10 protein-coding genes are annotated in these 13,134 nt (G+C 62.3%); 8 read left to right on the forward strand and 2 right to left on the reverse strand.

The features are described from left to right. Positions 1-99 precede the first annotated feature (99 nt). Positions 100-792 (forward strand): TetR/AcrR family transcriptional regulator C-terminal domain-containing protein, encoded by a 693-nt coding sequence (locus ACMT3I_RS12460; protein WP_414804807.1) that lies wholly within the window; start codon positions 100-102, stop codon positions 790-792. A gap of 77 nt (positions 793-869) precedes the next feature. Further along, entirely contained in the window at positions 870-1,238 is a 369-nt protein-coding gene (locus tag ACMT3I_RS12465; protein WP_414804808.1) for a nuclear transport factor 2 family protein, read from the forward strand. A 21-nt stretch (positions 1,239-1,259) separates the two neighbouring features. Here ACMT3I_RS12465 and ACMT3I_RS12470 read toward each other — a convergent pair whose 3' ends face one another. Then, a complete protein-coding gene (locus ACMT3I_RS12470) occupies positions 1,260-3,158 on the reverse strand; it encodes a YhgE/Pip family protein (RefSeq protein WP_414804809.1) in 1,899 nt (632 codons plus the stop codon). Next, positions 3,155-3,949 (reverse strand): hypothetical protein, encoded by a 795-nt coding sequence (locus tag ACMT3I_RS12475; RefSeq protein WP_414804810.1) that lies wholly within the window; start codon positions 3,947-3,949, stop codon positions 3,155-3,157. Before ACMT3I_RS12475 ends, ACMT3I_RS12470 begins: the two co-directional genes overlap by 4 nt. Before the next feature lie 137 nt (positions 3,950-4,086). On the opposite strand from ACMT3I_RS12475, the gene ACMT3I_RS12480 reads away from it, so the two are divergent. From ACMT3I_RS12480 to ACMT3I_RS12505, 6 genes are all read left to right on the forward strand, one after another. Then, positions 4,087-4,761, forward strand: a complete 675-nt coding sequence (locus ACMT3I_RS12480) for an ATP-binding cassette domain-containing protein (protein WP_414804811.1) — start codon at positions 4,087-4,089, stop codon at positions 4,759-4,761. Positions 4,762-4,764: 3 nt separating this feature from the next. Continuing rightward, the gene (locus tag ACMT3I_RS12485) at positions 4,765-6,729 is read left to right on the forward strand and encodes a YhgE/Pip family protein (protein ID WP_414804812.1); all 1,965 of its coding nucleotides are present in this window, start codon (positions 4,765-4,767) and stop codon (positions 6,727-6,729) included. 19 nt (positions 6,730-6,748) lie between these two features. Beyond that, positions 6,749-7,327 (forward strand): TetR/AcrR family transcriptional regulator, encoded by a 579-nt coding sequence (locus ACMT3I_RS12490; RefSeq protein ID WP_414804813.1) that lies wholly within the window; start codon positions 6,749-6,751, stop codon positions 7,325-7,327. Between the two features lie 42 nt (positions 7,328-7,369). Beyond that, positions 7,370-7,954: a DUF3151 domain-containing protein gene (locus ACMT3I_RS12495; RefSeq protein WP_414804814.1), complete on the forward strand. Its 585-nt coding sequence runs from the start codon at positions 7,370-7,372 to the stop codon at positions 7,952-7,954. 165 nt (positions 7,955-8,119) lie between these two features. Next, entirely contained in the window at positions 8,120-11,338 is a 3,219-nt protein-coding gene (locus ACMT3I_RS12500; protein WP_414804815.1) for a M66 family metalloprotease, read from the forward strand. A 114-nt stretch (positions 11,339-11,452) separates the two neighbouring features. Further along, positions 11,453-12,739: an adenylosuccinate synthase gene (locus tag ACMT3I_RS12505; protein WP_414804816.1), complete on the forward strand. Its 1,287-nt coding sequence runs from the start codon at positions 11,453-11,455 to the stop codon at positions 12,737-12,739. Positions 12,740-13,134 lie beyond the last annotated feature (395 nt).

The following is a 13,134-nucleotide window of genomic DNA, read 5'->3' on the forward strand; positions in this document are numbered from 1 at the left end:
CTTTCATCGCGATCGTGCGGGGTTTCTCTGTTTCGTTCTCAGCGCTGCATATAGACGTGTCGTTCTATGGGAACGCCACTGTGGGGCACAATAGGCACCATGGTTGTTGACTGGGGGAAACGGCGATTCGTGAAGACGGGCGCGCCGATTGATCGCGGGGTGCTGCTTGACGCGGGGATGGTCATTGCTGCGCGTCCCGGAACGAAAACTGTGCGCTTTCGCGATATCGCCGTCGAACTTGGCGCCGATGTCGACAATGTCGCTCGGCAGTTCCGGGATCACGATGACCTGACTGCAGCCCTATTCGACCGAGTCATGCTCATCATCATCGACCGAACGACCGTTGATCCCTCTGACTGGCGTGGATTCCTCACCGCCGGCGCACAGAACTGCCTCGAGGTCTTTCTTGAGTATCCGTGCCTGGGTGCTGAAGCGGCAGCAGGACGAACCGTCGGTCCGGCCGAGCTCGACATGATGGAATCGTTGCTGAGCGTCCTTCGGTCTGCGGGGCTGCACGACTCCGAGATCTTGCGCTTCTACGCCGCATACTCGAGTTTCACTTTCGCCTTCTGTGCCACGGCAGCGCGAGATCGGTTGGCACCGCGTACACAGGCGAGTTCACCTGGCTGGGTCCAGCCGGCGGCCGTGATCAGTCGCGACCAGCACCCGAACGCGACTGCTCTGTGGTCTCGACTCATCGCCCTCGACTATCCCAGCACCTTTCTCAATGCGCTCTCGGTCATTTTTGACGGCGTTGATGGCTCCGTAGCGCGGGATCGCGCCACTGCTTAGAGCCGACGGCCAGCGTGCACGAGGTTTGTAAGAATCAAACCCAGCCGATGCAGGGTTGCTGCGCTAGCGTGGGGCTCATGACTGAGATCACTGACGATCTGCCCGCCCGCCTCCTCAACGAGGAACATGCCGGATGGCAGGCGATCATCGCCGGTCGTGGTGGCAGCTACTTCCAGCGCTTGATGACGCAGGATGCCCTGATGATCGTCAACGACGGCGTCTACAGCCGTGAGGTGGTCCGTAAGGCATTCGAAACGTTCGAGCCATGGGATGGCTACGAACTCCTCGAGCCGGCGATCATCCGTCTCGGAAACCGTGCCGGTGTCGTTGTCTACCGTGCGATCACGAGTCGCGATGGTGCCACCCGCGAATTCCGGATGTCCACCACATACCTCTATCAGGGTGGTGGCTGGAAAGTCGCGGCCCACCAGCAGACCCCGCTCTAGCGAGGCCTGCCGGTCACGGTGCTACTCGATCAGGCTCGGCTCCAGGTCGCGCAGGGTGCGGAAGTGCGTCATGCGCGTCACCCCTATCGCGGCGATGATGAGGGCGACGACCAGCCAGGACGTTATCACCAGCACATCGGTCACCGCATCCGCCATATTGCCGCCGTACATGAACTGTCGCAACCCATCTACTGCGTACGACATCGGCAGTAGATGGTGAACTGTCGCCAGCGGCCCAGGCAGAGTTTGCCAGGGGAACGTGCCACCGGCCGTCACGAGTTGCACCACCATCAGAATCAGGCCGATGAACTGGCCGACGCTTCCGAGCCAGATATTGAGAGCGAGCACCACCGCGGCGGCCATCATCGCCCAGAGCGCCATGATGCCGTAAGTCGGCCAGGGATTCTCAACAGTGAGGTTGAGCACTCTGTCAACGATGAAGAAGAGCGCGACCATCTGCAGGGCTCCGATTATTGCGGGAGTGAGCCAGCCGGCCAGTGTGATCTTGATCGGTGAATGCAGGGCCGTGATTGCGCGTGCCGATGCGGGCTTGACGATCAGGAAGAGCGAATAGATCCCGATCCAGGCGGCCAGGGCAACGAAGAATGGCGCCAGCCCAGCCCCATAGTTGCCGGCCTGGGCGACAGCGGCCGTCTTGACTGCGACGGGTTCAGCGATGTTCTTCGCCTGAGCAGTTCGGAGTTCCGGTGTTGTCTCCGGAATGCTCGTGACGCCTGACTGGAGTCCCGATTCGAGTGTCGAGAGGCCGTTGACTATTTCAGGCAGCCCATTCGACAGCTGCGTTGCACCGGCACTTGCCTGAGCGGCCCCGGTGGCGAGTGTGGTCGACCCGGCGGCCGCTCTCGCGATACCGCTGGCCAGCTCTGGAGAGGCATTTGCCAGCTCTCTGGCGCCCGAGGCGACCTCGGCTGATCCGCGAGAGAGCTCGTTGAGTTGTCCAACAACGCCCTGAACCCGCGCGTTGCCTGCGGTGACCCTTGCCCCGAACTCGTCAAGGGTGGCCAACACCTGGTTGATCTGGGCTGGAGTAAGAACCCCGGATGCGGTCAGCTGTTGAGCGATATCGGCGCGAGCCTGGGGAAGCCGATTGACGACATCCTGCGACACCGTTCCTACGTCATTTCCGACAGTGGCGATCCGTGCATCGCCCGCGGCAACCTGAGCGGCACCATCGGCGAGCTCGGCAGTTTCAGCCGGCAGGTCGGATGTTGCGGAGGCGAGCGTGTTGAGCCCGTCGCGGAGCGTGACAGAGCCCGACGCGAGCTGGGCATTGCCCGATGCCAGCTCGGCGGCGCCGCTGGCCGCTGTCGTCGCACCAGCGACAAGTTTCTGTGTGCCGTCAACGGCCTGCACCAGGCTGGTCCTGATCGTGGCCAAGCCGTCAAGAAACTGGGACGCGGCCTGTTCGTTGACCTTGGCCACGATCGCGGTCTTGATCTCCTTGACCGCTTGTTCGCCGATCGTCGTGCCCAGATAGCTGTTGGCATCGTTGGTGGTGAAGATGATCTCGGCCTGCCTGGGGGAATCACCGGTCGATGAGACGATGTCTGCGGAGAATTCAGCGGGCAGTGTGAGGCTGAAATCGTATTTTCCGTCGTCGACCCCCGTCTGCGCTTGTTCGGCAGTCACCTTGTGCCAGTTGAGCAGCTTGCCGTCCAGGAGCTCTGTGGCGACTTCATTGCCGAAATTGGTTTCGGTGCCGTTGACCGAAGCGCCGGTGTCCTCGACGACCAGGGCAACCGGAATCTCATTGAGCTTGTCATAGGGATTCTGGTTGGCCCAGAGATAGAGGCCTCCGTAGAGCAACGGAATGATGCCGAGTGCCAACAGCGTGAGTACCGCCATTGGGGTGCGGGTGAGGCGCCGGAATTCAGCCGCGATCATTGCTGGAATCTTCACGAGCGGGCCTCCGGAGTGTCATCCTGTTGGTCGATGTCGGCATCCTGCGCTGTGTAGTCCGACGGGTCGGACTCTCCGGGGCGTTCGCTTTCCTCTGCTACTTCGCGTTCGCGTTCGAGCGTGAGTTGGTCGTTGCCGGACGTGATGGCTTCAGGGCCTGTAGCTTCGAGTGCCGGTTCGTGGAAGATGCCGCCCGCTGCGACATGCAGACCGAGCGCTGTGGCTGAAGCGACTCCGGCGATCGCCAACACTGCGTACCCTCGTGAGGCGAGTTCTCTGGCTCGCATCCACCAGTCAGCTGGATCACCGCCATGTCTGTCTGGCGCAGTCAGCACGATGGCTTCGACGTCCGGGCGCATGGTGGCCAGCTCGGTAAGCAATCTCACGCGCACGATCGCCGGCACGGTGCCAATGCTCCAGCCGCGCCAGTCGTCGTACCCAAGATCGCCTATCGCCCGTCGAGTGGCGGCGGGACCGGCCGGCCGGCCGGCGAACATGAGCTCTTCGGAGATAACGTCAGAGATGGTCAGCTCGGTTGACGGATCGTTGACATCCGGAGCATCGACAAGCGCGATGCGCCTGCGCATCTGTCGGTAGTCCGTCTTCCCATCGAGCGTGACCTGTCCCGTGTCCGGATGCATCCGGCCAGAAGCTATGAGGCCGAGCACGCTCGGGCGTTGAGCCGTCTCGGCGACAGCCAAACTCGCTCGGCCACTGACGTATTCGATCGAGGTCTGCGGCAGAGCTGAGCCCCTGCGCCCCTTACTTACCTCGGTCAGAGTGATGATCATGCGTCGTCCCCCTCCCCACGAGCAGTGCCCCGAGCGTCGGTGTCACGCCTCGGGTTCACCGCAGGACTTCCTTGCAATTGACATTCAATCACCTCTTGTTAGACTGACTGGTCAGTACAAACTAGAAAGAAGGACTCGTGCAGTCGACTATTTGGGCGGATGACCTCGCTCTGCAGGCCAAACGTGGCCCCGTCTATGGGCCGGTCAACCTCGACATCGGAACCGGTGTCACCGTTCTCTGCGGGCCGTCTGGAAGCGGGCGCACGAGTGCGCTGCTCACGCTCGCCGGTCGAATGAAACAGTCGTCGGGCTCCGTCGAAGTGCTCGGTCATTCCCTCCCGCGCGGCGCGCGCCGCGTGCAGAAGCGCACATCGATCGCCGGTTTCGACGGTATTGATTCGCTGGAGGAGTCGGTCAGCGTCGGTGCAGCTGTGCGCGAGCGCCAGTCCTGGATCTCACCGTGGTGGGCATTCGTGAAGACTCCGACACAGGCCCAGTTCGCCGCGGTCGCTGCCCCGATCTTCGGATCAGCCCCGCTGCCCTCGACCAATGACACCATTTGGGACCTCACCGAACTTCAAGCGCTGCTGCTTCGCATCACGCTTGCCATGCTCTCGAAGCCCGATGTGCTCTTCGTCGACCAGATCGAACAGCTCCACGAGGCTGCATCGAGGCGAGTCCTCTGGGAGTGCCTTGATGCGATCGCCGCGCGCGGCACGGTCGTCATCGTGGCGGCAACCGCGGGTGAGCCCGAACTCTGGACCACCCTGCGCGCTACCCCCACCGTCATCTCGATCAGCGAGGACTTCTAGAACATGTTTGCTTTCCTCTCCTCCGGTACCGAGCTGCGTCGGTTCCGCAAGGGCACCCTGCCGAAGATCTCGGTCGCTGTGCTCCTGTTCATTCCATTGATTTACGGCGCGCTTTATCTCTGGGCGTTCTGGGCACCGACCGACGAGCTCAAGAACCTTCCCGTCGCTCTCGTCAACGAGGATGTCGGAGCCGAGCGTGATGGTGACATCCTCACGGCCGGTGACGATGTCGTCGATGAATTGCTCGATGGCAAAGACCTCGACTGGCAGGTGACGGATGCCGCCGGTGCGGCAGAAGGCGTCTCGAACGGCGATTACTACTTCTCGGTGACGATCCCCGAGAAGTTCTCCGAGAACGCGGTTTCGGCTGGCACCGACACTCCGTCGCAGTCAGTCATCCAGGTCAACTACAACGACAGCAACAGCTTCCTGGCGTCGACACTCGGCAAGCAGGCGATGGTCCAGTTGCGCGACACCGTCGCACTGAGCATCGGCGACCAGACGGTCAACACTTTGCTCGTTGGCCTGCACGATGCGGGCAGCGGACTCCGGGATGCCGCCGACGGTGCCACTCAGCTTGCTGACGGCCTCGATACCGCCAAGGCAGGCGCAGGCGATTTGGTCGTTGGCCTCGGGACTCTTGCCGATGGAACAGTCTCACTCAACGACGGCGCGAGCCAGCTCGCCACCGGTGCGAGTTCATTGTCTTCCGGACTGTCGACCCTGACATCCGGCGCATCCACTCTGTCGTCCAAGTCCGCCGAACTCGCGGCAGGCGCCGGGAGTCTCGCCACCGGCGCAAACACGCTGAAGGACGGCACCGGACAGGTCGCCGCAGGAACAGCGCAGGTCGCGGCGAACGTACAGACGATGATCGACACGATCAATTCGCTGCCTGCCGGAACACCAGCGGCAGCCATTGTGCCGAAGCTCGCCGAATTGCAGGCTGGTGCCGCGCAGGTTCAGGCCGGCGCAGCCCAGACGGATGCCGGCGCAGCGTCGCTCGCCTCCGGAACCGGCACGCTGTCGGCTGGCGCAGGCCAGCTCGCCACGGGGGCCGAGCAGCTTTCATCCGGTCTGTCCACCGCCCAGTCCGGCGCGGCAACATTGTCGACCGGCGCGGGCTCGTTACTTACAGGCACACAGACGCTCGTTGATGGTTCTCAGGCGTTGCTCGATGGCGGAACACAGCTCGAAAGCGGGGCAGGACAGCTCGTCGATGGCAGCCACACGCTCGCCGATGGCCTCACCGACGGTGCGGCTCAGATTCCCAACGACTCTGAATCCCTTATCAACGAAAAGTCGACGATCATTTCTGACCCGATCGTCCTCGACCAGACCTGGGACAACGAATCGTCGAGCTTCGGTGAAGGTTTCGCACCGTTCTTCATCGCACTCGCGACCTTCGTCGGTGCGCTGATCTCCTGGCTCATCCTGCGTGCTCTGCCGACCCGCGCACTGGCAACATCTGCCAGCGGTCTGCGGGCCGTCATGACCGGCTTCCTGCCCGCGATGGCGATTGCTCTTGGCCAGGTCATCATCATGATGCTCGTGCTTGTCTACGGAATCGGTCTGGAACCGGCGTACTGGGTGGCCACGAGCGCGTTCATCTATCTGACGACGCTTGCGTTCCTGGCCCTACAACAGATGTTCATCATCTTGCTCGGCTCAGCTGCTGGGCGCGTGGTGAGCCTCGTGCTGCTCATGCTTCAACTGAGCTCGTCTGGCGGAACCTATCCCGTCGAAACAACGCCAGTGTTCTTCCAGGCACTGCACCCGTATATGCCGGCATCCTGGGTCGTCAGCGGCTTGCGGGAGCTCATTACGGGCGGCATCGACTATAGGCTGTGGGTCTCGGTTGCGTTGCTTGCACTCGTAATGATCGGCTCCCTGGCCATCAGCGCATGGAGCGCGTCAAAGCAGCGGATGTGGACGATTGCTCGCCTGCACCCCGAACTCACGATCTAAAGCGCGGAAAGGTGCTGTCATGCCACGGGTGACCGGTACGAAGAAGGCCATCCTTGACGCGGCACTTCAGATCGCCGCGTCAAAAGGCATCACCGGCACGACGATGGACGAAGTCGCCGAGCTCGCTGGCGTGGCAAAAGGAAGTTTGTACTACAACTTCAAGAACAAGGACCAGCTGTTCGAGGAGTTACTTGAGGAAGGAGTCGGTGCCCTCGCGGAAGTTCTTCGCGAGGCCCGCTCCGGCCTGCATGGCTGGGGTGCGATCACGGTACTTGTCGACACGCTCCTGCACCGGATTTCAGAGAATTCGGCATTGGCCAAGCTGATGGCCGCCGAAATCTTCAGAACCGATCGAGCCTGGCAAGAGACATTGTTTGCACTCCGCCATGACGCACTGGGTGAATTCGCGTCAGCCATTGCTGAAGCGCTCCCTGAATCACAGACGCGGGCGACGAGTGAGCTGATGGCGAGCAGCGTCTTCGGAGCGGTGTTGATGGGCGGACTTGAATGGTTGGTCTTCGAGCCTGAGCGTTCGAGGGACGACGTGGCCGCGATCATTCTGCAGTCTCTCAGCGGAAGCCTGAAGCCCGCGGCCTGATCTCGCCGGGCGGAACCCGGGCGTCCGCAGTACGATGTTTTTGTGACCGGCAAAAATCTGCTTGACCAGCCCGAGACGCTCCTTCCCGCTGAACCAGAGGTTCAGGCGGCGCTTGCTGCGGCGGCCAGGAGCGATATCGCTCGCGTCGTTGCCCTGCATCCCACGTCATCACTGGCTTGGGCCGAATTGGCTGACGTGACGCACGCCGAAGGGCGCTACCTGGAGTCGTATGCGTACGCCAGAGTCGGTTATCACCGTGGTTTAGATGCCTTGCGCAAGGCCGGGTGGCGTGGTGCCGGCCCGATCCCGTGGAGCCACGAGCCAAATAGGGGCGTGCTGCGCTCCCTTTACGCGCTCCGCCGGGCCGCGCGCGAGATCGGTGAGCTCGACGAAGTCGACAGGCTGACCACCCTGCTGAACGATTCTGACAATTCAGCGATCTCCCGAATCCAGTCGCTGCACACCAGCACCCAGCTCATCACGATCATCAGGCCAGAGGCTGTTGATTCGACCCCGGCTGCCGCCGAAGCTGCTCCCGTTTCTGAAGCTGCGCCCGACGAGACGACTGACGCTGGCTCTCCACAGAGCATCGGTGAGCCTGTTGACCGACCTGTAGTAGACAACTGAGGTATCCAATTCCGGGTTTTCTCTTGATTCGGCTAGACGTCTGACGTCATACTGTCTCTTGCGCACCAGCTAGTGCACTTCGACTAGTCTTCATCAGCTGCAGCGCACCCGACTGACCTGCCAGCATTTGCAACTGTGCGGGAACACGAGCCTCGAGGACTGAATATGCCCCGCCACTCAACCCGTGCCCATCGTCTGACCCGTCGCTGGATTTCGGTCGCCGGCGCGGGCGTTCTCCTTCTCGGCATCAGTGCCTGCAGCGCCAACAGCTCATTGATGGATGCGTCCTCCCGCGCGTCGGACGCCGTCACTGCCCCGAAGAGCGCGCCACTCGTTGACAAGGGAGTGGATGATCCGTCGCTCCCCGTCGTCACCGAACCCAAGGCAGGCAAAACCGGCATCCTGCCTGGCGGGGGAGTGAAGCACCGGCCACAGGACGAGGCGCCGATGGTGAACTCCAAACGACCGTCCTCGGCCAAGCCCCAGGCTCCGAGACCGACGACTCCGTCGAGTACTCCGTCACCGAGCCCGTCAGCGTCATCTGCTCCGAAGCCGTCAGCGACACCGTCTGCGAAGCCCACAGCGACAGCGAAGCCCACAGCGACAGCGAAGCCGACAGCGACAGCGAAGCCGACAGCGACGCCGGCGCCAACAGCGACGCCGACTGCGGCGCCCTCAACTCCAGACGTGTCAGTTCCGGCGCCAGCGCCGAGTCCGACTGTGGCGCCGACTCCGACTCCGAGTGCTGAGCCGACTCCGGCCCCGAGTGCTGAGCCGACTCCGGCCCCGAGTGCCGAGCCGACTCCCGCTCCAGCCCCGAGTGCAGAGCCCGTGCCGACCCCGACCCCCGAACCGGACGCCGACGCGTACGACCTCGACGATCTGCGAGCAAAAGGCTTCTACGACACCACAGCGACCGGCGCGGAACGCACCCTGCGCGATGATCTGGCAGGAAGCCTGAGCGGGCAGGTGCAATTCGCACAGAGCCACACCATCGACGCTGCTGGCAACCGCGCCAGAAAAATGCCGACCCTTGTGACGCAGCGCGCAGCCCTGCTGCTGTTCTCGCCGGAGAAGGCTGCAAAGTCAGTGTCTGTCGAGGTCAGCATCAACGGAGTGGTGACCAGCACGATAGCGCTCGACGACCCGACCCAGATCCCGCGGTCAGACATGAACATCACAGGCAATCGAGACGATGTCGTCTATACGCGAAAGGCATGGACCACGCAGCTTCCGTGGGACGTCATGAAGACCGGTTTGTCGTTGAAATTCACGACCAACACGGGTGAGACCGGCGTGCTTGCAGCAGACAAATTCGAGTTCTCTGCTCCCACCGAGCTCATCATCAGCTCGATTGAACTGGGAATGCTGACGGCGGCACCGACATCCACAGGTCACTACATGCTGAACGAGCCGGAGAAGGCTGGATCTGACTACTTCCAGACAGTGCCCGCGGCGAAGATGATCATTGCGAAATACGAAACAGTGAGCCTGAAGAAGGTCATTGTCGCCAGTGGCGCGATCTACACGGATGCCAGCTCAACGAGCGGCGACGTCTACAGCGGCGACATGCGTGAAAACGTGGGCAAGGCGCAGGTGAGCACGGGTATCAACCTGGCGAACTTCGGTACGTCGAGTTCCACCATGAACCAGTCCCAGCCAGGAACGTTCAACGAGCGGATCATTCACCACTCGGCAGGCAATTACACCAACGGTGTCGTGTCGCACGGGTTGAGTGGCGGAAACGGTATGGCGACCCTCTACGACTCCGTCGGCAACGAGTTCAGCCACGAACTCGGGCACTCATACGGCCTCGGGCACTTCCCTGGAGTCGACAATTCGTTGACCGGCGATGCCAAGGTCATCAACGCGAGCCAGCACAGCGAGAGCGGCTGGGGTTATATCGCCTACCGCGATCGCATGCGATCCAACCTGGCGGGCGACAGCGCTTTCCTGCCCGGGGGATTCTCGGTGAACGTTGATCCCTTCCTGCAGAACTACCTGGGCACCTACAACTACAACCGTGACTCAATGGCGGGTGGTTGGGTTACCAGCACGCTCTCCAAATACACGCACTACACCGGCTACAGCGCCGACATCATCCAGCGTTCGCTGAAGACTGTCGTCCCCGACCTCGCATACCCGAGCGGATACCGCGACTGGGACACCGCAACCACGTCGTACGTCGATGCCAAGGTGAAGAACCCGACGTTCAGCTCGCCGAAGCCGAGCAAGGTAGGCGTTCCGGTCTTCACGCTGCTGGGCGGGTACAACCCATCGGCGCCGGCGCAGACGTTGATGTACCCGGCCTTCCGCAGCAACTATGGCAATGTCTTCACCCCGGCTGCTGCCGCCGTCGATACCGCGAACGTGAGTGCGGCGCGCCAGTGCTGGATCGCGGTCAGTTTCCAGGACGGCCACACCGAGAACACCGCGCTGCTGGCCACCGACGGCGTGAAGCAGTTCAATATCAACATTGAGGATGCCGCCGCGCCAACAGGTGCCGAAGTCAACTGCCGCCAGAACGGTGTCACCACGACGCTGGGTGACTCAATCACCATCGCCACCGGTCTCGCGCCCCTGGCAGCTGCCGTCGTCATCGGGGAGGAGCAGGGTTATAGCGCTCTCCGTGCGGTGGAGGTCGCCGAGCTCGACGCGTCACTGCAGAAGTTGGTCGGTGTTGACGTTCCCGTGCTGCCCGCCTCTGCAGCTCTGCAGCTCTCCAGCTGGAAGGACGACCTCAGCGGTCTCAGCGCGTCATCACAGGATGTCGTCTCTCGGATCCAGGCCCAGCAGACGGCGGCGGCTTCAGTCGAGTCGTTTGTCAAGAAGAACATGGTCGCCCTTGCAGCGGGAGAGGCAGCGGCGAAATCGAAGCTGGTGGCGCTGCTGGCCGCGAACGGCATGACCGAGAGCGCAACCACCGTGCTCCCTGAGGGCACAGCGTTCACCATCGACAACGGTCGCTGTCTCTCGGTCAACGACGTCGGTTCGGCAAACAGCGTCGTGGCAACCGGAACGAGCAAGCTGTGTGCCGACGTCGAAGAGCAGCGTTGGATCATGGATGCCCGCGGCGCGATCCACAATGCGGCGCTTCCGGGTCTCTGCCTCACCGCTGCGACCCCGGCCACGCTGAAGAACTGCTCAGTGAGCGCCGGTTCCCAGGTATGGACGCTCGAAACAGACGGGCACCTGAAGAGCGCAACGTCGAGCTATCTCGACCTCTACAAGCACCTCACGCCGAGCACGCCGGGCATGTACGGCAAGGGGAGCGGGTCCAATCAGATCTGGAAGGGTTTGAGCACGAGCTCCAACCCTGCGCTTGTGACGCTCAGTCCCGCGACCCTGAAGCTGCTGCATTCATGGGAGCTCGACGCCGCATAATCGGTTCACCCCATCAGACCCGGAGGTCAGCCTTGGGTAAGATGGGGTGAATTCTGCGCTGCACGGCGCCGCTTCGGGGGCCGGCCAGCGAGTTCATCAGGAGGAGCACGACACATGCCAGCGATCGTTCTGATCGGAGCCCAGTGGGGCGACGAAGGCAAGGGCAAAGCGACGGACCTTCTGGGCCCGCGCGTCGACTACGTAGTGAAGTTCAACGGCGGTAACAACGCCGGACACACGGTGGTCGTCGGAAACGAAAAGTACGCACTGCACCTGCTGCCCTCCGGCATCCTGACCCCCGGCGTCACGCCGGTGATCGCCAATGGCGTTGTCGTCGACATTGAGGTCCTCTTCGAAGAGCTTGATGCGCTCAGTGCCCGCGGCGTCGATGTATCCAAGCTCAAGGTCAGCGCCAATGCGCACGTCATCACCCAGTACCACCGCACCATCGACAAGGTCACTGAGCGCTTCCTCGGTAAGCGCCAGATCGGTACGACCGGCCGTGGAATCGGCCCGACGTACGCCGACAAGATCAACCGCGTCGGCATCCGTATTCAGGACCTGTTCGACGAGAACATCCTGAGGCAAAAGGTCGAGGGTGCCCTCGAGCAGAAGAACAACATGCTCGTCAAGATGTACAACCGTCGGGCAATCACCGTCGACGAGATCGTCGAAGACCTGCTCAGCTACGCCGAGCGCCTGCGCCCGATGGTCGACGACACTGCACTGACGCTGCACAATGCACTCAACGATGGCAAGGTCGTCCTCTTCGAGGGTGGCCAGGCCACCATGCTGGATGTCGACCACGGCACATACCCGTTCGTCACGTCGTCGAATGCCACCTCGGGTGGTGCGATCACCGGTTCGGGAATCGGCCCGAACCGCATCGACCGCATCATCGCTGTCGTCAAGGCGTACACAACCCGCGTCGGTGCCGGCCCGTTCCCCACCGAGCTTTTCGATGACTCCGGCGAATTCCTGCGCACCAAGGGCTTCGAGTTCGGTACAACCACGGGTCGACCGCGTCGCACCGGTTGGTACGACGCTCCGATTGCCCGCTATACCGCGCGCATCAATGGTGTGACCGACTTCGTGCTGACCAAGCTGGATGTGCTGACCGGCCTGGAGACCATCCCTGTCTGTGTCGCGTACGACGTGGACGGTGTGCGCTTCGACGAGGTGCCCGTCTCGCAGTCAGACTTCCACCACGCCACCCCAATTTATGAAGAGCTCCCGGGATGGACTGAAGACATCACCGGCGCGCGGTCGTTCGAGGATCTTCCGCAGGCGGCCCAGGACTACGTACTCGCCCTCGAGAAGATGAGCGGCGCACGGATCTCTGTGATCGGCGTCGGACCCGGCCGCGACGAGATCGTGGTTCGCCACGATCTGGTCGACTAGTCACGCGTTTTAGCTACGTCAAGACCCGCTGCATCCACCCGGATGTGGCGGGTCTTTTGTATTTCCGGTGGGCGGGTTGCTTCTCTTCTGAGCGAAAACCGCCGAGAGTCGCCGTAGTTGCCGAGCGTCGCCGTTGCAACGGCGACGCTCGGTCGTACCGGCGACTCTCGATGAGCGGATGCCGGCGGTGGAGTTGTGATTGATTGAGCCCGTGGGTGCAGGTGGCAGCATGGGCCGTTCAGCCCGCCGGATGAGGGGTCTTTTGGCCCGACACGCCCGGGGTGTGGCGTGCTTTTGACGGCCTCGCGGGTTGGCCGTAATGTATCTATACGTACCCCAAAGGTGCGGGTGAGCGGATCAGCTCCCCGGCCTCAAGCGGGACCAAATCCCAAGCT

Origin of the sequence: Leifsonia sp. A12D58, from assembly GCF_047530025.1 — a bacterium.
Lineage (GTDB): Bacteria > Actinomycetota > Actinomycetes > Actinomycetales > Microbacteriaceae > Cryobacterium.